The 22,529-nt window shown below is 44.4% G+C and carries 16 protein-coding genes and 1 tRNA gene; 9 read left to right on the top strand and 8 right to left on the bottom strand.

Annotated features, from left to right (window positions below; genetic code table 11):
- Window positions 1-34: 34 nt before the first annotated feature.
- The 4 genes from EWM62_RS15240 to EWM62_RS15225 form a co-directional block, all read right to left on the bottom strand.
- Window positions 35-2,164: a carboxy terminal-processing peptidase gene (locus tag EWM62_RS15240; protein WP_129877545.1), complete on the bottom strand. Its 2,130-nt coding sequence runs from the start codon at window positions 2,162-2,164 to the stop codon at window positions 35-37.
- Between the two features lie 190 nt (window positions 2,165-2,354).
- A complete protein-coding gene (locus EWM62_RS15235) occupies window positions 2,355-2,978 on the bottom strand; it encodes a hypothetical protein (protein ID WP_129877544.1) in 624 nt (207 codons plus the stop codon).
- A 210-nt stretch (window positions 2,979-3,188) separates the two neighbouring features.
- The gene (locus EWM62_RS15230; RefSeq protein WP_129877543.1) at window positions 3,189-4,031 is read right to left on the bottom strand and encodes an isoaspartyl peptidase/L-asparaginase; all 843 of its coding nucleotides are present in this window, start codon (window positions 4,029-4,031) and stop codon (window positions 3,189-3,191) included.
- A 102-nt stretch (window positions 4,032-4,133) separates the two neighbouring features.
- Window positions 4,134-5,060, bottom strand: a complete 927-nt coding sequence (locus tag EWM62_RS15225; protein ID WP_129877542.1) for a cyanophycinase — start codon at window positions 5,058-5,060, stop codon at window positions 4,134-4,136.
- Window positions 5,061-5,210: 150 nt separating this feature from the next.
- Here EWM62_RS15225 and cphA point away from each other — a divergent pair, with 150 nt between their 5' ends.
- Complete coding sequence (gene cphA, locus EWM62_RS15220) at window positions 5,211-7,838, top strand: cyanophycin synthetase (RefSeq protein ID WP_129877541.1); 2,628 nt, start codon at window positions 5,211-5,213, stop codon at window positions 7,836-7,838.
- 197 nt (window positions 7,839-8,035) lie between these two features.
- Here cphA and EWM62_RS15215 read toward each other — a convergent pair whose 3' ends face one another.
- Entirely contained in the window at window positions 8,036-8,674 is a 639-nt protein-coding gene (locus EWM62_RS15215; protein ID WP_129877540.1) for a DNA-3-methyladenine glycosylase family protein, read from the bottom strand.
- 67 nt (window positions 8,675-8,741) lie between these two features.
- Between EWM62_RS15215 and EWM62_RS15210 the strand changes: the two genes are divergently transcribed.
- The 4 genes from EWM62_RS15210 (at window position 8,742) to EWM62_RS15195 (ending at window position 12,861) form a co-directional block, all read left to right on the top strand.
- A complete protein-coding gene (locus tag EWM62_RS15210) occupies window positions 8,742-10,022 on the top strand; it encodes a replication-associated recombination protein A (RefSeq protein WP_129877539.1) in 1,281 nt (426 codons plus the stop codon).
- A 102-nt stretch (window positions 10,023-10,124) separates the two neighbouring features.
- Window positions 10,125-11,612: a DUF5687 family protein gene (locus EWM62_RS15205; protein WP_129877538.1), complete on the top strand. Its 1,488-nt coding sequence runs from the start codon at window positions 10,125-10,127 to the stop codon at window positions 11,610-11,612.
- Window position 11,613: 1 nt separating this feature from the next.
- Entirely contained in the window at window positions 11,614-12,354 is a 741-nt protein-coding gene (locus tag EWM62_RS15200) for an ABC transporter ATP-binding protein (RefSeq protein WP_129877537.1), read from the top strand.
- 12 nt (window positions 12,355-12,366) lie between these two features.
- Window positions 12,367-12,861 carry a GNAT family N-acetyltransferase gene (locus tag EWM62_RS15195; RefSeq protein WP_129877536.1) on the top strand — a complete coding sequence of 165 codons (495 nt, stop codon included), beginning with the start codon at window positions 12,367-12,369 and terminating at the stop codon, window positions 12,859-12,861.
- Window positions 12,862-13,045: 184 nt separating this feature from the next.
- Here the strand turns inward: EWM62_RS15195 and gltX are convergent, their stop codons facing one another.
- The gene (gene gltX / locus EWM62_RS15190; protein ID WP_129877535.1) at window positions 13,046-14,566 is read right to left on the bottom strand and encodes a glutamate--tRNA ligase; all 1,521 of its coding nucleotides are present in this window, start codon (window positions 14,564-14,566) and stop codon (window positions 13,046-13,048) included.
- A gap of 478 nt (window positions 14,567-15,044) precedes the next feature.
- On the opposite strand from gltX, the gene EWM62_RS15185 reads away from it, so the two are divergent.
- Entirely contained in the window at window positions 15,045-15,785 is a 741-nt protein-coding gene (locus tag EWM62_RS15185) for a GDSL-type esterase/lipase family protein (RefSeq protein ID WP_129877534.1), read from the top strand.
- Between the two features lie 62 nt (window positions 15,786-15,847).
- On the opposite strand, the gene der is transcribed toward EWM62_RS15185, so the two are convergent.
- The gene (der, locus tag EWM62_RS15180) at window positions 15,848-17,149 is read right to left on the bottom strand and encodes a ribosome biogenesis GTPase Der (protein ID WP_129877533.1); all 1,302 of its coding nucleotides are present in this window, start codon (window positions 17,147-17,149) and stop codon (window positions 15,848-15,850) included.
- Between the two features lie 141 nt (window positions 17,150-17,290).
- The gene (gene era, locus EWM62_RS15175) at window positions 17,291-18,166 is read right to left on the bottom strand and encodes a GTPase Era (protein WP_067057835.1); all 876 of its coding nucleotides are present in this window, start codon (window positions 18,164-18,166) and stop codon (window positions 17,291-17,293) included.
- A gap of 146 nt (window positions 18,167-18,312) precedes the next feature.
- On the opposite strand from era, the gene EWM62_RS15170 reads away from it, so the two are divergent.
- The 3 genes from EWM62_RS15170 to EWM62_RS15160 all read left to right on the top strand — a co-directional run bounded on the left by EWM62_RS15170 (window position 18,313) and on the right by EWM62_RS15160 (window position 22,382).
- Window positions 18,313-18,385, top strand: a tRNA-Met gene (locus EWM62_RS15170).
- Window positions 18,386-18,897: 512 nt separating this feature from the next.
- Complete coding sequence (locus EWM62_RS15165; protein ID WP_129877532.1) at window positions 18,898-21,297, top strand: ABC transporter permease; 2,400 nt, start codon at window positions 18,898-18,900, stop codon at window positions 21,295-21,297.
- Window positions 21,298-21,788: 491 nt separating this feature from the next.
- Window positions 21,789-22,382: a DUF1353 domain-containing protein gene (locus tag EWM62_RS15160; RefSeq protein ID WP_129877531.1), complete on the top strand. Its 594-nt coding sequence runs from the start codon at window positions 21,789-21,791 to the stop codon at window positions 22,380-22,382.
- Window positions 22,383-22,529 lie beyond the last annotated feature (147 nt).

The following is a 22,529-nucleotide window of genomic DNA, read 5'->3' as shown; positions in this document are numbered from 1 at the left end:
TAATGAACGGGCTTTAGAATATATTTTAAACACCTTATTTCAGACTGGTCATTTTATTATCCAGCGTAAGGTAATCTGTTAAAATTTGTCCTGCCTCTTTTTGTAAAAAATCCATATCCTCGTTCTTAGGTTTTACCTGGCCTTTTTTCAATGCGGGCAGGCCTAATGCCACCCTGCGCAGGTTGTTACGTTCAAATGTTTTTTGCTCATCGGCGTCACGTTCCAATTTAAGCTTTTGCTCGTTAAGGGTAACGCTTTTTTCTTCGGCCTGCTTATTTGATTCAGCAATATCCTCAAGTAAGTATTTAAAACTTGGGCTGGCAGCCATACGGTCGCTGTGCAGTTTTTTAAGCTGCGGCAATACCGTTGCAAAATTGCCGATGGTTGCATACGCGCTTTTATCTATCATATCAAACGGCATTGCCGATGGCTCTGTATCCTCACCATATTTATCCAAAGGTATTACAGATGGAAAATCGATATCGGGGATAACGCCTTTATGCTGTGTAGAACTGCCACTGATGCGGTAAAACTTGGCTATGGTTAAATTTAACTGGCCAAATTTGTTCTGGCTACCCGTAGCTACCGTTTTGGGTTTACCGGCTACTGCAAGCAATTTATCTTTTAAGCTTGGTGTAATTACCTTATCCAGGTCTATAGCGTTCTGCACCGAGCCCTTACCATAGGTTTGGGTACCCAGTATCAAGCCACGGCCATAATCCTGTATAGCGCCCGAGAAGATCTCTGATGCAGATGCGCTGAAACGGTCTACCAATACGGCAAGCGGGCCGGTGTAGGTTATAGCGGGGTCTTCATCCTTATCCACTTCAACCTGGTTACGCGAGTCCCTAACCTGTACAACCGGGCCCGTTTTAATGAACAGGCCGGTCAATTCAATGGCTTCCATTAGCGAGCCACCGCCATTCTGGCGAAGATCGACAACCACACCGTCAACATTTTCGCGTTTTAGGCTGTCGAGGATCAGCTTTACATCGCGCGTGGTGCTTTTGTAATTAGGGTTGCCCGCTTTATAATCGGCAAAATCAAGATAAAACGCCGGGATAGAAATTACGCCAATTTTAACTGTTTTACCATTATTGTTGTACGTGCGGATCTCCTTTTTAGCAGAAATATCTTTCAGGATGATTTTTTCGCGAACCAGTTCAACTGTTCGTGGTTTGGCAGTAACCGGGCTACCTTTAGCAAGCAATTGCAGGCGTACTGTTGTACCTTTTGCACCACGTATAAGGGCAATGGCATTATCTATCCTCCAGCCTACTATGTCCTGAAATTCACCCGTTTTTCCCTGGGCTACGGCCACAATACGGTCGTCGGTATTCACCAGTTTGCTTTTATCGGCAGGGCCGCCCGGCGTAACGCTTTTTATAGTTACATATTCGTTTTCGAGCAACAGCGATGCGCCGATACCCTCTAAAGAGCGCGACATATCGATATTGAAGTTGGCAGCAAGGGCAGGGTTAAAGTAATTGGTGTGCGGGTCGATAGCCTCGGTAAAGGCATCCATAAACGCCTGGAAAACATCCTGGTTTGAAAGCTTATTTGATTGCGACAGGATATTGGTATAACGTTTTTTTAATGTCTCTTTATTAGCAGCCAGGTCCTTACCGGTAAGCTTCAGGTTAAGCAGGTCGTATTTTACACGTTGCGCCCAAAGGTCGTGCACTTCGGTTTCTGATGATGCCCAGGGCAGCTTATCACGATCGTAAGTAAACGTTTCGTTTTTAGTGAAATCGAAGTTTTTACCAAGCTGCGCTACAGAAAAGTTCACGTACTCGGTATACCGTTTCTGAAACACGTTAAATATGTAAAAAACGTTGGCCAGGTTACCTGCTTTAATATCATCGTCAAGCGTGGTTTTAAACTGCTCAAATTCCTTTATATCCGATGCCAAAAGATAGTTATGATTTTCATCAAGCTTTTTAAGGTAACGGTCGTAAATAATGGCCGATATCGAATCGTTTAAAGGCACTTTTTTGTAATTATACTCGGATATAAGGCCTGCCACATATTTTAAAACAACACTTTGCTGTTCATCGGGCTGCAGATCGTTAGGGCCTGCGTGTTTGTAATTTGGTTTTGACGGGGCTGCGTTGCAGGCAAGCGCAGTGGCTAAAACCAGCAATAAATATAATTTCTTGAACATATCTTTTACACTATTTAAATCGGGACCTGTGTTAAACATCAATACTTGTGCCTGTTTTTAATTTCCATCATAAAAAAAGAGACAGCCACAAAGCCGTCCCGCTAATATATTGAATAACAATAATACAATAATGTTTGGGTTGATTAAATTATAAGACCTGCATTTTACGGAAATGTTACAAAATACGGTGTTATTTTGACTTCCCTGTAACATCTACAGCCTCGGCGTAACGCAACTCAGATTTTGGCAGCCATACCTTATTGCTTTGCACAAATTTTATCTTATCCTCTATCATCTTAACGTCGGCGTTGCGGCCTGTATTGCGTGCAATGTCGCGTGCTTCGGCCAGGTCCTGTTGTGCCTGGGTAAGGTCGCCCAGGTCGGCCTTTATCATAGCCAGGCTTACCAGGTTATCTATGGTGTGTTTAAAATCGTTTTGCTGTTTGGATATCAATATACTTTGCAGGTAATACCACTTCGCTTCCGACAGGCGGTTCTCGCCAACATAGATCTTTGCCAGTTCGCTAAACCGGTAGCTGGCCTGCGCATATTCGCGGAAACGCATATTGTGCTGCGCGGCCCGCATTACAATACGTTCGTTTATTTCTAAACTGAACTGACTGCGCGGAACGGCTACAAGGGTAACTTTTGGTTTGTAAACAGTGGCTTTGGCCGAAAGGAATTTTTTTAGCGAATGATTTTTAACCTGGGCTATTTGCGGATACCTTGTGTGCTTTTTAAAATCGAGGCGCCACCACTGGGCGGATGCCTGCAGGTTGATAGCGCAAAAGATCACTAAAAGTATATATCTCATTTAAATTTTTAGAAGGGGGAAATAGTTAATTATTTTAACTGGTATGCAAATATAAAAAGTATAAACGTGATTTACAATAGCTTAGTAAAATGGCATTACGCTCATTACCAGCCGTGTAAATATTAAGCATCAACGCCTAAAATACAAGAATATTATTGTTGCGAAAATATATTAACCCGCGATTGTGCGCAAGTGCCGGGCAGGGCAGGCTTATTCAAAAACCTCTACTTCACCATCGTGCAGGGCCCAAACCATGTAGGGGTGGGTGTCGGCGTGGTAAATATCGCCGGTGTTGGTAATGCCTATTATCCCGGCAAAACCATCGTAGGGTTTCATTTCATCAAGTGTTTTTGCTGTCGCGACGGAAAGCGGCATCCCGTCGGTTACACGGGTAACAATTTTTGTGGCTACCGATCCGCTTACAATATCTTCGCCCACACCTGTACACGATATGCCCGCGTATTTATTGGCATAATTACCCGCCGTTGTTGCCGAATCGCTCACCCGGCCCGGTATTTCAAAGCCCTTGCCGCCGGTTGATGTTGCTGCCGCGATGTTGCCATAAATATCAAGCGCCACGCAGCCCACGGTACCCAGACGGATAGAGTCGCTTAGTTTTTTTTCGTACTCCTTACGACGTTGCGGAATTTCGGGGTTGTAATATGGCACACCGTTATTTGCCGCAAAGGTGTTGGCGCATTGTCCGCCAAGTACGCGGTCGTCATAATCCATTAATTTTTCGGCAATACAGATAGGGTTTTTTACATCCTCTATATTAATAACGCCGCTAAATTTCTGGGTTTTGCCATCCATCAGCGAGGCGCTTAGCCTTATTTTTCCGTCGCTTTGGATCTGGGAACCGGTGCCCGCGTTAAACAGGTCGCAGTCTTCCAGCAGGCAAACGGTATACACAACGGTTTGGGCTGCGGCGTGGCTTTCCAGGTATTTGTGGCCAAGCGTAACAATTTCGCGCAGGGCGTCCTGCTTAGCCTTTTTTACTTCCTGGTTTGTAAGCGATTCGCTAAAAAAACCTCCGTGTATGATCAACTTCATTCATTAATAATTAGTGATTGACCGATTTAGTGAATTAGCGATTACATGTCCAGTGTTAAAAGCCATCTGCACATCAAAATTTGCATATCCGCACATCTACAATCATTGTAAGTCATTATTATCACTGTCGTGGGCGGTAACAAAAACGCCCTCCTCAACCTTAACCACCTTTTTAATGATCATGCGGTGCTGCTGCAGGTCGTACTTATCAAATAACGACATTACATGCACCTTCAAGTTCTCGATAGAAACAGGATCGCCTATTTCTACATCATAAACATTAGTCTCTACAATATTCTTGCCATCAACCAGCATAATTAATCCCGAGCCTATGGCTTCCATCATGTTGCCCTCGGTTATAAGCAGGCCGGCATCCTCGCCAAGGCCTATGCCCAGTATGCCGGGATTAGTAGCCACCGCGTACAATAAACGGCCAATACGGCCACGCTGCACAAAGTGCGTATCCACAATAACCGAATCGATAAAACCCAGCCCGGCGGTTATCTGCACTTCGCCCTTTATTAAAGCTTCATTGCTTTGCCCGCGGTATATCATGTGGGTTGATGCGGCCGCGGCACCGGCAGAAGTACCGGCTATCACAAAGTTCTCGTGTTGATAACGCTGTTTCAGGATCTGCAAAAATTGCGTGCCGCCAAAAATAGCGGTAAGGCGCAGCTGGTCGCCGCCGCTAAACATCACTACATCCGCTTTGCGGATGCGTTCTAAATATTCGGGGTTAGCTGCATCTTCACGGCTTTTGATGTGCAGTACGTTAACGTGGGTAACATTCAGCTGGTTAAAAGCCTTTATGTACTCGTTACCAACCAGATCAGGGATCTGCGATGCGGTGGTGATCACCTCCACAACAGAGGCCTCGTGCTTATCCGATTCGTTGATGATGCGCCTTAGTATGCCCTTTTCAAAAAATTTGATATAGTTAGGCTGCATAATATGCTCCAACACGCTCACATTACTGCCCATATCAACAGCGCCTCCAATTATTACCAGTTTTCCTTTCGGGACATCCATAATCTTTATATCAATTTATACAAATTAAAATAAAATTGATTAAAAACTAATGGTTTAATTAATAATAGTGCATTTTTTGGTCAAAACATTTTATAACATTCATAAGTTTTTTAGCTTTAGATAATTATCACCCAATATCAGCAAGCATTTATGAAAATTGAAAATATACAAGTACTGCGCGGCCCAAACATATGGAGCATCAGCCGCAAGAAACTGATACAAATGCGGCTGGACCTGGAAGAGATGGAAGACCGCCCATCAAACACTATTGATGGTTTTTATGAGCGCATGAAGGCATTAATGCCCAGCCTGCACTCGCACCGCTGCTCGCCCGGCGTACCCGGCGGCTTCTTTGAGCGGGTGGTTGCCGGCACCTGGATGGGGCACGTTATAGAGCATATAGCATTAGAGATACAAACCCTTGCAGGTATGGATACCGGCTTTGGCCGTACCCGCGAAACAAAAACACCGGGCGTTTACAACGTTGTATTTGCCTACCTGGAAGAAAAAGTTGGCGTATTTGCCGCCGAAGCATCCGTACGCATTGTGCAGGCTTTAATTGACGGCACCGAATACGACCTGGAGAAAGATATTCAAACGATGCGCGAAATTCGCGAGAATACCCGCCTGGGGCCAAGCACCGGCGCTATTGTGGAGGAAGCTATCTCGCGCAGGATCCCTTGGATAAGGCTTAACAACCAATCGCTGGTACAACTGGGTTACGGAAAAAACCAGGTGCGTTTCCGCGCCACCATGACCGAGAAAACCAGCAGCATTGCTGTTGATATTGCAAGCAACAAAGACGAAACCAAGCGCCTTTTACAGGAGCAGGCCATCCCGGTAGCCAAAGGCATGACCATCAGTAAGACCGAGCAGGTTGTTGAAGCTATAAAAAAAATTGGCTTCCCGCTGGTATTTAAACCGCTGGATGGCAATCATGGCCGTGGGATCAGCATCAACATTAATACTACCGAGGATGCTATTGCCGCGTATGAATTTGCAGCAAAAATATCCCGCAGGGTAATTGTAGAGCGCTTTGTTACCGGTTACGATTTTAGGGTGCTGGTGATAGATAATAAAATGGTAGCCGCCGCCCTGCGCGACCCGGCCCATATCATAGGCGATGGCGAACTGAACATACAGGAACTGATAGATAAAACCAACACCGACCCACGCCGTGGCTACGGGCACGAGAATGTACTTACCCTGATAGATGTTGACCGCGATACGCTTGACCTGTTGGAAAAGAAAGGCTATACATTAGAAACCGTATTAGCCAAAGACGAGAAGTTGTTTGTAAAATCGACCGCCAACTTAAGCACCGGCGGCACCTCTGTTGATGTTACCGACCATGTGCATCCGCAAAACATATTCATCTGCGAACGCATATCCAAAATTATAGGCCTGGATATTTGCGGCATCGATATTATGGCCAAGAACCTTACCGAACCCCTTACAGATAATGGCGGCGTGGTACTGGAAGTAAATGCAGCCCCCGGCTTTAGGATGCACATTGCCCCAAGCGAAGGTTTGGCGCGCAACGTGGCAGGGCATGTTATCGATATGCTTTACCCTACCGGTAAATCGGCACGCATCCCTATTATAGCTGTTACCGGCACAAACGGTAAAACCACCACTACCCGCCTGATCGCACACATTGTAAAAAACAACGGCCACCGGGTGGGCTTTACCACCAGCGATGGTATTTACGTGCAGAACAATATGATGCTAAAGGGCGATACCACCGGCCCGGTAAGCAGCGAGTTTATTTTAAAAGACCCAACGGTTGATTTTGCCGTGCTTGAAACCGCCCGCGGCGGCATATTAAGGGCCGGCTTAGGCTTTAGCTCATGCGATATTGGCGTGATAACCAACATACAGGAAGATCACCTGGGGCTTTCAGACATCCACACCCTTGACGACCTTACCCGCGTAAAAAGCGTGGTGATAAACTCGGTTAAAAAAAGCGGCTGGGCTGTTTTAAATGCCGACAATAAATACTGCGTGCAGGTTGGCAAAAAAGCCGATTGTAACGTGGCCTACTTTAGCCGCGACGAGAAAAACCCGGTTATTGTAGCGCATTGCAAAAAAGGCGGCATTGCCTGCGTAAGCGAAAATGGCTTTATCACTATTATGAAGGGCGACTGGAAGATCCGCGTGCAGCGCACCATACAGATCCCGCTTACTTTTGGCGGTACAGTACCTTTTATGATCGATAACGTAATGGCCGCCACGCTGGCCACTTTCCTGCATGGTTTTAAAACCGAGGATATCAAGATCTCGCTGGAAACGTTTATCCCATCGGCTGCGCAAACGCCTGGGCGTATGAACATCTTTGAGTTCAAGGATTTCCGTTTTATGATCGATTTTGCGCATAACCCCGATGGCTTCCAAGGAATTAAGGCATTTTTAAGTCATATTGATTCTCCGCTTAAAATTGGCATCATTGCCGGTACCGGCGACAGGCGCGACGATGACATCCGCGAGATCGGTAAAATAGCGGCAGAAATGTTTGACTATATTATTCTTCGCCAAGAGAAACACCTGCGCGGCCGCACCGAAGAAAATATATTGGACCTGCTGCAGGAAGGCATCAAATCGGTTGACCCTAATAAACCTTTCGAGATCATCCCGAAAGAGGTAGATGCCATTAAGCATGCCATGAGCCTGGCCAAACCGGGCGCTTTCATTACAGCGTTAAGCGATGTAATAAGCAACGCTATTGAAACGGTACAGAACTACCAGGAGCAGGAACGGAACGGGTTGTTTAACGTGTAGGCCCCCCGACCCCCTATAGGGGGAGTTCTTGAAAAACTTAAAGCCTGCCTGATTTTCAGGCGGGCTTTTTTTATCTGCTGTCATGCTGAGCGATAGCGAAGCATTTATTAACGAACTATCCAATCGCCTAAATACATATCGGCGATTAGATCCTTCACTATCGTTCAGGATGACAAATTTGCTACCTCACTCCCCCTTTAGGGGGCCGGGGGGCTTTTCCTGTCGCACAAATAATAATGCCATAATATCATACTTGCCACGGTGCGATATGGCCGCCATTGTTCGGCAATCACCATCAGTTCTTCTTTCGGGGTTTCTTTGGGCAGCCCTTTCAATCTTTTAATAGCATTTACTATAGCCAGGTCGCCGATGGGTAAAACATCGGTGTGCTGCAGGGCGAACATCACGTAAACATCCACTGTCCAGTTCCCAATGCCTTTTAGGGCGGTCAGTTGCTTACGAATCTCTTCATCTTCCATTTGCTCGAAAGCTTCCAGGTTTATTTGTCCGCTGATGATAGCCTCTGCCAGGTATTTGATATAAGCGGTTTTTTGTCGGCTGCAATAGCACTCGCGCATTTCGGCATCCGTTAATAACAGGATACGGGCGGGGGTTATTTCCTGCACACGCTCACGTAGTTTATTTAAGGCTGATAGGGCTGAAGCCAGCGATACCTGCTGCTCCAGTATAATATGCACCAAACTCTCAAACGTGTTTGGCCGCGACCAAAACGGCGGGTAGCCGTAAAGGTGAATAACATTAGCAAAATCGGGGTCTATTTTGGCAAGATCGTCACAAATGGTGTGGTAGGAGGCTCTGGTAAACTGTTGTGGCATATAATTGTTATTATAAAATTACTAAATTTCTTAGGATTTAGCATTTCTATTTCTGATTTTTACATTTATGATCAACCTGCCGCCATTAGCCGAGCGTATGCGCCCAAAATCACTGGATGATTATGTGGGCCAGAAACACCTTGTTGGTAAAGGCGCTGTTTTGCGCAAGGCTATCGAGAGCGGATCGTTACCTTCCATGTTATTTTGGGGGCCACCGGGTGTGGGTAAAACAACGCTGGCTTACATCATCTCGCAATCGTTATACAGGCCTTTCTTTTCGTTAAGCGCCATTAATTCGGGCGTGAAGGATGTTCGCGAGGTAATTGAAAAGGCATCTGTTTTAAAGGAACAGGGCGAAATATTGCCTATCCTTTTTATCGATGAGATCCACCGCTTCTCCAAATCGCAGCAGGATTCGCTGTTAGGCGCGGTTGAACGGGGCATTGTTACCCTGATAGGTGCTACTACCGAGAACCCGTCGTTTGAGGTTATCTCCGCTTTGCTGTCGCGATGCCAGGTATATATTTTGCAGCACCTGGAAGAGCAGGACCTGCTCGACCTGCTGGAAAAAGCTAAACAGGAAGATGTGATCCTGAAAGAAAAAAACATCGTCATCAAAGAACACGAAGCCTTGCTTCGCCTGAGCGGTGGCGATGCCCGCAAGCTGCTGAATATTTTTGAGCTGCTGGTAAATGCCTTCGACAGTAAAAAGATCGTACTTACCAATGATGTGGTGCTGGAGCACGTACAGCAAAACATGGCCCTGTACGATAAAACAGGCGAGCAGCATTACGATATTATTTCGGCCTTTATTAAAAGCATGCGCGGCAGCGACCCTAACGGCGCGGTGTACTGGCTTGCCCGCATGATAGTAGGCGGCGAAGACCCTTTGTTTATTGCCCGCCGCATGTTGATCCTGGCATCAGAAGATATTGGTAACGCCAACCCTAACGCCCTGCTACTGGCTCAGGCTTGCTTTGAATCGGTGAACAAGATAGGCATGCCCGAGTCGCAATTGATACTGAGCCAAACTGTAATTTACCTGGCAACATCGCCAAAAAGTAATTCGGCCACCACGGCCATAGGCGCGGCCATAGCCCTTGTAAAAGAAACCGGCGACCTGCCCGTACCGCTGCACCTGCGCAACGCGCCAACCAAGCTGATGAAGAACATTGGCTACGGCAAAAACTACAAATACGCCCATAGTTATGAAGGCAACTTTGCCGACCTTGACTTTTTGCCCGAACAAATAAGGGGTACAAAAATTTACAACCCCGGTAACAATGCGCGCGAAAACGAATCAAAAGAAAAGCTAAAGAAACTTTGGGGCGACAGGTATAAATATTAGTATCTTAACCGCATTAAACTATTTTGTCATGCTGAACGTAGTGAAGAATCTATCGGCGAATAGGTCTTCGTTCCACAAGGATGACAGATCTTATAATTCCCTATGATATCAACCTTTTTTGATCACGAACTGAAAGCCTTTTGGCGCTCGAAAAATACGGGTAAAAGCATTGCCGTAAAAGTGGTTATGGGCTTGCTGTTATTATACCTGTTCGTGTGCGTCCTCCTCATCGGGCTATTCCTTGATAAGGTTTTGATGGCAACCCCTCCCAATGTGGATGTGATAGTTAAATTTTGCGGCACTATACTTATTTACTTCCTGGCAGACCTATTAATGCGGCTACAGCTACAGGAACTGCCTACATTAAAAGTGCAACCCTATCTTCATTTGTCGGTAAAACGCAATACGGTTGTAGGCTACCTGGCCCTCACCGCTATGCTCTCATTCTTTAATTTGTGGCCGATAGTAATATTTGGGCCCTTCATTATTAAAGTAATACTGCCGGCACATGGCGCGGTAACTGCTCTGGTATTTCTTTTTTCTGTTATAGCGCTTAGTGTTTTTAATAATTACCTGGCTTTATATATTAAGCGCAAAGCCAATATAAACGGTTGGATATTTTTGATCGCGGGTGTCGTATTAGGGCTTTTGCTTTGTGGTGATTTTGTATGGCACCTATACTCGTTACGCAGCGCCTCTTACTTTTTCTTTGGTAACCTTATTGGTAAGCCTTATCTGGTCCTTATCCCCTTGATATTGGCAGGTGCCATGTTTTATCTCAACTTCTATTACCTGAAGGATAACCTTTACCTTGAAGAGCTGGGCTCCAAAAAAGTTAGCGCTTATAAAAGCAGTTCGGAGATACCGCTCCTTAACCGTTACGGCCATATTGGCGACTTGGTCGCTAACGAGATAAAGCTGATCTTACGTAATAAAAGGCCCCGCTCAGCTCTTATTATGGGTTTGTTTTTAATGCTTTATGGACTCATATTTTATACTAATCCGCAATACAGCGTAGGCATGAAAAACGCCTTCGCTGTATTTGCAGGCATGTTCATGACAGGTATCTTCATTATAAATTACGGTCAATTCATGTATAGCTGGCAAGCATCGCATTTTGACGGCATATTGGTTAGCAAAGTTAAGTTTACTGATTTTTTAAGGGCCAAATTCTTTTTGTTCACGGTGGTTTCTACAGTGGCCTTCCTGCTGACCATCCCCTACATTTATTTTGGTTGGCAAATCGTATTAACCCATTTCGTAATGTACCTGTGGAATTTAGGGGTTAACACTACCATTGTGCTTTACTTTGCCAACCGCAACTATAAGCGCATCGACCTGAGTAAAGGAGCTTCATTTAACTGGGAGGGTGTCGGGTCCACCCAGCTATTGCTTTCGATCCCGCTTTTAATTTTGCCTTTTGCAATATATCTCCCGTTTAAATTCGTAAACTATCCCAACGTTGGTTTAGCAGTAATGGCAATTTTAGGTGTTGTATTTGTACTAACACGCGAGTTCTGGATAAAGAAGCTGGAAGAAGATTTTTACAAAAAACGATACAAAATAGCCGAAGGCTTCAGAAATAAATAAGATGATAGAGATAAAGAACCTTAAGAAAATTTACAACGGCGTAACTGTAGTAAATGTACCTCATCTGCAAATAAACAAAGGCGAAAGCATTGGCCTTGTAGGCAATAACGGTGCCGGTAAAACAACCTTGTTCCGCATGATATTAGACCTGATCCGGGCCGAAAGCGGCGAGGTGCTATCAAACGGTGTAAACGTTGCCGGGGCCGAAGCCTGGAAAAGCTACACCTCATCGTATCTTGATGAAGGCTTTTTGATAGATTACCTAACGCCCGAAGAATACCTGTACTTTATTGGCGGCCTGCACCAGCAAAATAAGGCGCAGGTTGATGAAAAACTGGCCGGATTAGCTGAATTTTTTAATGGAGAGATCATCAATAAAGGCAAATATATCCGCGACCTGTCTAAAGGTAACCAATGTAAGGTAGGCGTAGGTGCATGCCTTTTACAACAGCCTGAATTGCTGATGCTGGATGAACCATTTGCCAACATCGACCCGAGCACGCAGTTCAGGTTAAAGAATATTTTGAAGGACCAGAACAAGAACCATGGTGTTACCACCATAGTATCAAGCCATGACCTTAACCACGTAACCGATGTTTGCGAGCGCATTTTGCTGATGGAAAAAGGTGTGGTGATCAAAGATATCGCGACAAGTTCATCTACCTTATCAGAGTTGGAAGAATACTTTGGGGTTGGGCAGAGCATAGCATCGTACAGCGTAGATAAAGAAGAAAACCACTAAACGCCGCTGCCTATGTATTTGATAAGGGAGGCGACTGTTGCCGATGTGGACGCCATTTTACAGATAGCCCAGCAAACCTGGTGGCCAACCTACGAACCCTTGCTGGGCAGGGAGCAGGTTGCCTATATGCTGGGCGAATTGTATTCGGCAGATAAGATAAGCACTCAGGTTGCCGAAAAGCAGCAAACGTTTTTGTTATTGTTAGAGGACGGCCAACCGGTTGCCTTTGCCGCGTACTCGCCCCGCGAGGAGGACGCGGAGATCTACAAGCTGCACAAATTGTACTGCCTGCCTATAACCCAGGGCAAGGGCTACGGCAAGATACTGATCAACGCTGTTGCCGGTAAAACCAAAGAGGCGGGCAAAACCACTTTGGACCTTAATGTAAACCGTTACAATAACGCCAAAAGTTTCTACGAAAAAATGGGCTTTGAGGTGGTTTACGAAGAGGATATCCCTATCGGCCCGTATTGGATGAATGATTTTGTGATGCGGAAGGGGTTGTAATGTTAGTGCTGTCGCGAGCTTCCAGCTCGTGATACAGCATGGCTGCAGCTTTCAGCTGCCGTAAGCTGAAAGCTTACCTTGTGCCGCATCACGAGTTACGCTGCGCTAAGCTCGCGACAGCGATATGCATATTCATCAATAGATTCTTCGCTATCGCACAGAATGACGGGTATTATTATCCAACTTACGCCGTAAAAGCTTCTATCGCCTTCTCTACCCTGATAATCGTTTCGCTTTCGCCGAGCAGTTTGGCAATATCAAACACGTGCGGGCCAAATTTACCACCAACCAGCATAATGCGGAAAGGCAGCATCACATCGCCCGGTTTTAATCCTTTTTCTTCGGCAAGGGCCTTGAATTTGGCTTCCAGTTCAGCAGCATCAAAAGTTTCGGGGCTGCTTAATATGCCGATGAACGCGTTGAAGAAATCTGTTTTAGCATCTGTCCATTTTGGTTTAACAGCGTTTAGGTCGTACTCGGCTGGCTGCTGAAAAAAGTATGCGGCTTGCGGGTAAAAATCGGGCAATAAAACGCAGCGGTCTTTAACCGTATCTATAACCCTTAACAGGTAGGCCTCATCTTTTACTGTAACCCCATTTGTTTTCAGGATCTCCCAAACTTTTAGCTTTAAGCTTTCGGCTGTTTGCTTCTTTATCCATTCGGCATTGTACCATTTGGCTTTTTCGAAATCGAATTTTGCGCCGGCCTTGCTTATGCGCTCTATCGAGAATTTATCGATCATTTCATCCAGCGTAAAAATTTCCTGGTCGGTACCATCGTTCCAGCCCAGCATGGCCAGCAGGTTTAAAAACGCTTCGGGCAAAAAGCCTAACTCGCGGAAACCAAGGGTTAGTTCGTTGCTTTTTGCATCAAACCAGTTCATGGCATACACCGGGAAACCAAGGCGTGCGCCATCGCGCTTGCTTAACTTACCGTGGCCATCCGGTTTTAATATCAATGGTAAATGTGCCCATTGCGGCATATCGGCTTTCCAGCCAAGGTACTCCCAAAGCAGGATATGCACCGGGGCCGATGGCAGCCATTCCTCGCCGCGGAAGGCGTGCGTTATCTTCATCAGGTAATCGTCAACCACCACGGCTAAGTGGTAGGTTGGCATACCGTCGGCTTTTAGTAGTACTTTATCGTCAACCTGGTTAGTTTCGAAACTAACGTGGCCGCGTATCATATCTTCAAAATGGATATTTTCGCCCTCGGGCATTTTTATACGGATAACATGCGGCGTGCCGTTATGCAGTAATTTTTCGGTTTCCTGCAAAGGCAGGTTCAAAGAATTACGCAGGCCATTACGTGTTGCCAAACCGTACTGAAAATTCGGCACTTCCTTACGTTTAACATCAAGTTCTTCGGCGGTATCAAAAGCATAATAAGCATGCCCTTGTGCTACCAGTTTTTCGGCATACTCGCGGTAGATGGGTTTGCGCTCGCTTTGGCGGTATGGGGCGTACTGGCCGCCAGTAACGGGGCTTTCGTCGGGTGTAATGCCGCACCATTTAAGGCAATCTAAAATGTATTGCTCGGCGCCATCCACGTAGCGGGTTTGGTCGGTATCTTCTATACGTAAAACAAAATCGCCTTTATGCTTTTTGGCAAACAGGTAATTAAACAAAACGGTACGCACCCCACCAAGGTGTAAACCACCTGTAGGGCTCGGCGCAAAACGGACTCTTACTTTTTTTTCTGGCATCGCGCAGCAAAGATAACCCTATTAACCGTAAGCCAAAAGGTTGATGTAAAATGTGGCGACATACAAACAAACCCGGTATTATGCTGAACTTGTTTTCAGCATATCTTACGTAAGGCTGTGCAATTCGCCGGGTTACTTATTATTGGTGGTAAATTTTTATTAAAGCCCGATTAAATTTATCAATTGCATTTTATCGAGGGGTGTCCCATTCAAAAACGAATGGGACACCTGTTAAAAATCGCAATTAATTTATAATCAATTATTTATAATTTTAATTTGACTTTTTTTATAAAAAGGTCAAAACAATAATTAATTCATTATCAACATATTATACAAAAATTCTTATTCGTGTAATATTTAATGGGACACCCTGAAAAATATGTTGAGTATTCCAATACCGGCACGCTGCTAATTCTCAATATTCCTTTTGTGTATTAGATATAGAATGTACATTTGAAATCATCATCTATTAAACGCTATGAGAATTATCCGCCTGTTACCTATCCTGCTATTGTTATCCACTACAATATTTGCCCAGCAGCAAAAAGCCGACCCGGCAAACAAGCCGGCCCCTGTAACAGAAGACTTTAAAGACGATTGGGCCAACCTGCGCCATTACGAAGCTGAAAATAAACTGCTGCCCGCACCGGCACCGGGCGAAAACCGTGTTGTGTTTTTAGGGAGTTCGGTTTTTGAGTTTTTTAAAACGCGCCTGCCGGAATATTTTGCCGCGCATAAAAACTACATCGACAGGGGTGTTAGCGGACAGATAGCGCCACAGTTATTACTGCGGTTTCAGCAGGATGTTATAGCCCTTAAGCCTAAGGTGGTAATAATTTTGGCCGGGAGCAACGATATTGCGGGCACAACGGGCCATGTAACCAACGAGCGCATTTTAAATGATATCAAATCGATGGTAGAGCTGTGCCGGGTACACAACATTACGCCGGTATTGTGTGCATACGTGCCCATAAATGAATACCCATGGCGTAAAGGCTTGCAACCGGCCGAAAAGATAATAAGCCTTAATGAGGTAATAACTGCCTATGCCGCTAAAAACAAGCTTGTGCTGCTGGATTACTACACTCCCCTGGTAGATGATAAGAAAGGCACCCGCGCCGACCTTACCCTTGATGGTGTACACCCCAATGCGGCGGGTTATAAAATAATGGCTAAGGTAACCGATGAAGCAATTGCCAAAGCGCTTAAGCTTAAATAGAAGTTCAAAAAAAATAGCGATGAGTTAATCATCGCTATTGCATATAAAACTTTTTAAACTCCTTACTTCTGCCTGAACCAAACCTGGATGGGCGCGCCCGAAAATTCGAAATTGGCGCGCAGCTGGTTTTCGATAAAGCGGTAGTATGGTTCTTTTACATACTGCGGCAGGTTACAGAAAAACGCGAACATGGGCGATGAGCCTGCTATCTGCGTAATGTATTTAATTTTTACGTATTTGCCTTTTAACGATGGCGGCGGATATTTCTCGATTATCGGCAGCATTATCTCGTTCAGCTTGCTGGTAGGGATCTTGCGGGCGCGGTTGGCATAAACCTGGTTGGCCACTTCAATTACCTTTAGCACGCGCTGTTTTTCCAGTACCGATGTAAACACGATGGGCACATCGCTAAACGGCGCTAACTTCTGGCGGATCTGCTCTTCAAATACCTTAATGGTTTTGTTGTTCTTTTCGATCAAATCCCATTTATTTACCACGATAACCACGCCTTTCTTGTTCTTTTCGGCCAGGTGGAAAAGGTTCACATCCTGCGCCTCAAGACCATCAACCGCATCAATCATAATGATCACCACATCTGCCTCTTCCAAAGCCTTGATGGTACGCATTACCGAATAAAATTCGATATTCTCTTTTACCTTGGTTTTTTTACGCATTCCGGCAGTGTCGATCAGCATAAAATCGTGACCGTACTGGTTGTAATGGATGTGGATAGAATCGCGTGTTGTACCGGCAATAGGGGTAACGATGTTACGGTCCTGCCCAATAAGGGCATTAATGATAGATGATTTACCAACATTGGGGCGGCCGATGATGGCGTATTTAGGGCGCTCGTTCTCTTCAAACGGCACGTCCTCAAAATGCTTAACCACATCGTCCAGCAGTTCGCCCGTACCCGAACCCGTCATTGACGACATGGTGTAGATCTCGCCTAAACCTAAGCTGTAAAACTCGGTAGCATCGGCAAGGTTTGCGTTGTTGTCCAGTTTATTTACCACCACAAATACGGGCTTTTTACCTTTACGGAGCAGGTTGGCAATTTCATCATCTAAGTCGGTAATGCCGGTGGTAACATCAACCATAAATAAAATTACGGTGGCTTCCTCAATGGCTATAAGTACCTGCTCGCGGATGGCAACCTCAAAAAGCTCTTCGGAATTGGCCACGTAGCCGCCGGTATCGATAACCGTAAATTTCTTATCTATCCATTCGGACGTGCCGTAGTGCCTGTCGCGGGTTACGCCGCTAAAATCGTCAACAATAGCTTTACGGCTTTCGGTTAAACGGTTGTATAAAGTGGATTTGCCAACGTTTGGCCTGCCTACTATAGCTACTATATTACTCATTTTTTTAGATATGAGATGTGAGATATGAGATGTGAGACAGGAAGATTCCCGGCTTATCTAAACTTACACCTAAATTAATTTATTTTGGATATTGACCGTGCAATTATCTCAAATCTCACGTCTAATATCTCAAATCTACTTTTATTCGTACCCAAATTTTTTCAGGTAGTTTTTTTTGCTGCGCCAGTCGGGGATAACCTTAACAAACATCTCCAGGAAGATCTTCTTCTGGAAAAAATCTTCCATGTCCCTGCGGGCGTAAGTACCTACTATCTTCAGCATTTCCCCTTTGGTGCCTATGATTATATTTTTCTGCGAATCGCGCTCCACAATGATCTCGGCACTGATGCGGTGCAGTTTTTCGCCCTCAACAAACGCAGTAACAATTACCTCTGTGCTGTAAGGGATCTCTTTTTTGTATTGTTTAAAGATCTGCGCGCGGATCATTTCTGACGCGAAGAACCTATCGTTCCTGTCCGTCAACGCATCCTTTTCGTAATAAGCAGGGTGTTCCGGCAGGCCATCCAACACAAAATCCATTACGGCTTTTATATTATGATCCAGCAGGGCTGATATGGCGTAGATGGCTTTGGGATTCAGTTTTTCCTGCCAGTACTCTACTTTCTCCTTTACCTCTTCTTCGCTGGACAGGTCTATCTTGTTGATCAAAACAACCAGCGGGGCGGTAGAGCCGGCCAATTTTTTAACTACATCCTCTTCGTTAAATTCTTCGTGGATATCGGTAACCAGCAGTATCAGGTCGGCATCAACAATAGAGCCATCAACCTGGTGCATCATACTTTCGTGCAATGCGTAATGTGGTTTGATGATGCCGGGGGTATCCGAAAAAACGATCTGGTAATCGTCGGTATTAACAATCCCTAAAATACGGTGGCGGGTGGTTTGCGCCTTTGGGGTGATAATAGACATTTTTTCGCCCACCAGTGCGTTCATAAGGGTTGACTTACCCGCGTTGGGCTTACCAATTATACTTACAAAACCTGCCTTATGCGCCATAAAAAAATAATTAAAATATTATTTGGACTGCAAAGAAACGAATTATATCTTTGCAGTCCAATTAAAAGGAACAGCAAATTGCTTTTTTGACAATTGGAACAAACATTTCGGAGTTATGCCCGTTATGTAATATACCAAAAAGATAGTGCGGGATGGAGCAGTTGGTAGCTCGTCGGGCTCATAACCCGAAGGTCGTAGGTTCGAGTCCTGCTCCCGCTACCGAATCGGGCAAATCAACTTTAACAGTAGATTTGCCCTTATTTTTTGCCTCAAAACCGCCCTAACACTATCAAAAACGCGGATTGCTTCATTTATACGATTAGTTCGATGTTGACACTCATCAAAAGTGAGATTTTCGGGGTACATCGAACTAATAATACGCCTTTTACCCTCTGAATCAGCGCTTTGATATAATTGGGTAGCCTCGAAACATTTGCCAACGCTCTGTCTAACAACGGGCAGATACCGTCTTTCCAGCTTTAGCTGTTAAGATCAACGTGTAAATTCAGCGGCAACGACCGATAACTCTTTGACAGGAACAACTTTGTAAAGATTTTTCAGAATTTATTTCATTACGTGGGTAGTGATTCAGGACGTGTCAATCCGTATCAAAACCGTACAGTAGTGTATCGGATTCGAACAAATATACAGATGAGCTATTTGTTAAAAGCCTGATCATCAGATGTTAATATCATTGGTACTCGCTTAGAAGTATTATTATAAAAAAAATTATGTTCCAGAATGCCCTGATATCCGGTTTAAGAAACATTGGACGGCACAAAGGTTTTTCATTCATCAATATTGCAGGCCTTACTATTGGCTTAACCGCCTGCCTGCTTATTGGCCTCTTTGTCAGAGATGAGCAACAGTACGACAAGTTTGTTCCCGGGTATGAAAATACTTACCGCGTTTATCAAAAGACAAAAGGGGATGCAGACAATATCATAGCCACAGCACCTCCGGCATTTGCAGTGGCGCTTAAACAGAACTTTGCTGAGGTGGAGGAAGCAGTACGTGTAATGTCATTAAATTCAAAAGAACTGGTCGAAGCGAACGACAAAAAGCTGTATGAAGAAAATGGATTCCTCGTAGACAGTAATTTCTTTAAGATGTTTCCGCTCCATTTTCGGTATGGATCAGCAGCAAAAGTGTTCAGCGATCCAAAATCCATTGTGATCTCCGCTGCTATGGCAGAGAAATTTTTCGGCAAGGAGAATCCTATTGGTAAGGAGCTTATACTAGCCAAATTGGTCATGCGTGTTCAGGGTGTGCTGGAAAACAGCGAGAAATTCCACTTACCACTGAATTTTCTGATGACCATGGCCTCCGTGGGCATATCTGGCGAAAGGATGCAAAGCTGGCAATGGTATCCCTTCAATACGTATGTAAAGCTAAAAAATGGTACAAGCGCCGACCAGCTTCAGGCAAAGTTTCAAAAATATTCAAAGCCTTTCATGAAAGGCGATGGTCCTGTCAACGTGCCCTATTTTCAATCTCTTGGACAAATTCATCTCTATTCATCAGACTTTAAATACGAGATGTCCACCAGGGGCAACATCACGTATGTGAAAGCTCTTTCTATCATTGCTATTTTTATATTGCTCATCGCCTGCTTTAATTTTGTAAACCTTGCCACATCAAGGTCACTAAAGAGAGCCAAGGAAGTAGGAGTTAGAAAATCTATTGGCGCAGGCAGAATAGAGCTGGCAACACAGTTTGTTGGTGAGACAATATTGTTGACCGCCATAAGTATGATTGTTGCTATCGCGGCCACATGGCTCTTGTTGCCGTATCTAAATCGCTTTACGGAAAAAAGCATCGGATTCGACCTGATTACAAATCCACTGGTTGGGCTCGCATTAGTGACGCTTACATTAGTAGTGGGAATACTTGCTGGCTTTTATCCTGCACTGGTATTATCTGCTTTTCAGCCTGCAAAAGTTTTAAAAGGGAGTATCATAACAAATAGTGCACCGGCCGGTACGCAATGGCTGCGACAAGGGCTGGTGATAGTACAGTTTTCGTTATCCGTTTTGCTTATCATTAGCGCCATAGTGGTCATTAACCAGGTGAGCTATATGCACAATAAAGATTTGGGCTTCAGAAAAGAGCAGGTTTTGTTCTTTCCTATGAGAGGTGAGAACCTGAAAAAGAATTATGCAAGCTTTAAGAATGAGTTAATGCGCTACCCCGGAATAGCGTCGGTATCAATTGGCTATGGCTTTCCCGGTGATAACTTTGGTGATGGTTTAATAACAGTGAAAGAAAAGCCTGGGTTGAAACCAACAAAAACTGTACAGATAATGGTTGACGACGATTATCTCAAAACCCTTGGATTAAAACTGCTTGCAGGCAGAAACTTTTCGAAAGAAATCGGCGGCGACGTAAGCGCTTACATCATCAATGAAACAGCCGTTCGGGACTTGGGATTGGGCAGTGCCAGGCAGGCTATCGGTAAGACGTTGTCGTGGCCTACATGGAGAAAGCCTGATTCATTAAAAACAGGGCCAGTGATAGGTGTTGTTAAAGATTTTCACTACAAAAGCCTCCACGAAAAAATAGAACCAACGGTGCTGCAGATTTATCCGCAGGCTTATTCTAAAGTAGCTGTTAAGATTAATGGCTCAAAGATCGAAACAACTATTGGCGAAATCAAGAAAGTATGGAGCCGTTATAGCGCTGACTATCCTATTGAGTACAATTTCCTTGATGAAAGCTTCGGTAAGATGTATAAAGGTGAAGATAAGCTTAAAACCCTTCTTACAATGTTTACGGCAGTAACCATTTTTGTATCGTGTCTGGGTTTACTGGGTTTAGCAGCTAATGCTGCGGAGCGTAGAAAAAAAGAGATTGGGGTGAGAAAAGTCCTCGGCGCCACAGTGGCGGACCTGGTGGCGCTGCTATCAAAAGATTTTGTAAAGCTGGTTCTGATTTCTTTTTTGGTAGCTTGTCCTATTGCTTGGTACTTTATGAACCAGTGGCTGGATAGTTTTTCTTACCGCATCACCATTACCTGGTGGATGTTTGCTGTTGCCGGAGCGCTTGCTGTGATGCTGGCACTATTAACAGTTAGTTTTCAGTCAATAAAAGCGGCGCTTTCTAACCCAGTTAAGAATTTGAGAACAGAGTGATTTTAAGGCAGATTTTAGTGTCGCTGTTCGTTGCTATATCCAGTATTTTATACAAACATCCGATTTCCATGCGGTTAGAGTGAAGGCTGAGCGGGAAATTGTTGTATTGGAAAGCAAAATATCCGATTAGCAAGCAACAATTTGAGTGTAAATAAAGGTTTGCGTTGTGAACATGAGAATGTTATGGTTTGAGAGTAACCCATTAGTAACAAATGCGATAGAGCCCGAAGCGGGATCGAACTACTTAAAGCAGGCCAATAATTTTAAATCTTGCATAAAGTGGTTCGAGTTTAGTCCTGTTGGGGTTACCTCAATTAAGTTAAAAGCCTTAAGTCGAAAGATTTGAGGCTTTTTTGTTTGAGAAAAATCGATAATAGCACCAAACCATTTGTATAAGGCTATCGCTTTTTGCTTTCATAAACCATTCATTATCTATTAGTTGTTTATTTAATGAAAAAATCTTCATATATTAGTATACCAACCTTATTGCTATGAAGTACCTTTTATTTTTAATATTATTTCCAGTTGCTGTTGTTGCTCAAAAAACGAAAGGCAGATTCGTGGGCGACGTAGTTGCTCAATGGCTTGACAATGGCCGTTCAATGAAGCTTAATAAAGAATTTGGATACATTGACCCTAATGGCAAAAAGTGGGATGTTCCTAAAAACACTATCGTTGATGGTGCGTCAATCCCTCAAATTTTTTGGACAATTATTGGAGGACCATTTGAAGGCACTTATCGCAATGCATCAGTAGTACACGATTATTATTGCGTTGTAAAAACGGAAGATTGGAAGGATGTCCATTTAATGTTTTATAATGCTTGTCTAACTGGAGGAACTAATCTGATTAAAGCAAAGATTATGTATGCGGCCGTTTATGCAGGCGGACCAAGATGGAGAATTGATATGTCAAAAAGCCACGGTGGCAATAGTGTCAAAATGATGGCGCAACGAGCTATCGTATCTGAGGATAAACTGACCGAGATCAATAAGTGGATCGAGAAGAATAATCCTTCCTTAGAGGACATAAATAATAAATTAGATAAAATTGTTGTGGTGGAGGACAAAGTATTAAAATTATAACTTATGATTCATGAATAAACTATTCAAAAAGTTCGAGATTACCTCTCCGCTACCCGTAACGCAAAAGCCTCAAATCAAAAGTCGTGAGGCTTTTGCGTTTGTAGATAGCACGCCCGGTTTATATCCGTTACCCAACGGACGTAGAAG

This window comes from Mucilaginibacter terrigena (assembly GCF_004168255.1).
Classification (GTDB): domain Bacteria; phylum Bacteroidota; class Bacteroidia; order Sphingobacteriales; family Sphingobacteriaceae; genus Mucilaginibacter; species Mucilaginibacter terrigena.
The sequence above is the reverse complement of the archived record's forward strand: the minus strand, read 5'-3'. Positions and strand labels throughout refer to the sequence as shown.

What these genes read in the sequence shown, in the direction of transcription:
- EWM62_RS15240 (WP_129877545.1), bottom strand. Translation starts at nt 2,164, where the DNA reads ATGTTCAAGAAATTATATTTATTGCTGGTTTTAGCCACTGCGCTTGCC.
- EWM62_RS15235 (WP_129877544.1), bottom strand. Translation starts at nt 2,978, where the DNA reads ATGAGATATATACTTTTAGTGATCTTTTGCGCTATCAACCTGCAGGCA.
- EWM62_RS15230 (WP_129877543.1), bottom strand. Translation starts at nt 4,031, where the DNA reads ATGAAGTTGATCATACACGGAGGTTTTTTTAGCGAATCGCTTACAAAC.
- EWM62_RS15225 (WP_129877542.1), bottom strand. Translation starts at nt 5,060, where the DNA reads ATGGATGTCCCGAAAGGAAAACTGGTAATAATTGGAGGCGCTGTTGAT.
- cphA (WP_129877541.1), top strand. Translation starts at nt 5,211, where the DNA reads ATGAAAATTGAAAATATACAAGTACTGCGCGGCCCAAACATATGGAGC.
- EWM62_RS15215 (WP_129877540.1), bottom strand. Translation starts at nt 8,674, where the DNA reads ATGCCACAACAGTTTACCAGAGCCTCCTACCACACCATTTGTGACGAT.
- EWM62_RS15210 (WP_129877539.1), top strand. Translation starts at nt 8,742, where the DNA reads ATGATCAACCTGCCGCCATTAGCCGAGCGTATGCGCCCAAAATCACTG.
- EWM62_RS15205 (WP_129877538.1), top strand. Translation starts at nt 10,125, where the DNA reads ATGATATCAACCTTTTTTGATCACGAACTGAAAGCCTTTTGGCGCTCG.
- EWM62_RS15200 (WP_129877537.1), top strand. Translation starts at nt 11,614, where the DNA reads ATGATAGAGATAAAGAACCTTAAGAAAATTTACAACGGCGTAACTGTA.
- EWM62_RS15195 (WP_129877536.1), top strand. Translation starts at nt 12,367, where the DNA reads ATGTATTTGATAAGGGAGGCGACTGTTGCCGATGTGGACGCCATTTTA.
- gltX (WP_129877535.1), bottom strand. Translation starts at nt 14,566, where the DNA reads ATGCCAGAAAAAAAAGTAAGAGTCCGTTTTGCGCCGAGCCCTACAGGT.
- EWM62_RS15185 (WP_129877534.1), top strand. Translation starts at nt 15,045, where the DNA reads ATGAGAATTATCCGCCTGTTACCTATCCTGCTATTGTTATCCACTACA.
- der (WP_129877533.1), bottom strand. Translation starts at nt 17,149, where the DNA reads ATGAGTAATATAGTAGCTATAGTAGGCAGGCCAAACGTTGGCAAATCC.
- era (WP_067057835.1), bottom strand. Translation starts at nt 18,166, where the DNA reads ATGGCGCATAAGGCAGGTTTTGTAAGTATAATTGGTAAGCCCAACGCG.
- EWM62_RS15165 (WP_129877532.1), top strand. Translation starts at nt 18,898, where the DNA reads ATGTTCCAGAATGCCCTGATATCCGGTTTAAGAAACATTGGACGGCAC.
- EWM62_RS15160 (WP_129877531.1), top strand. Translation starts at nt 21,789, where the DNA reads ATGAAGTACCTTTTATTTTTAATATTATTTCCAGTTGCTGTTGTTGCT.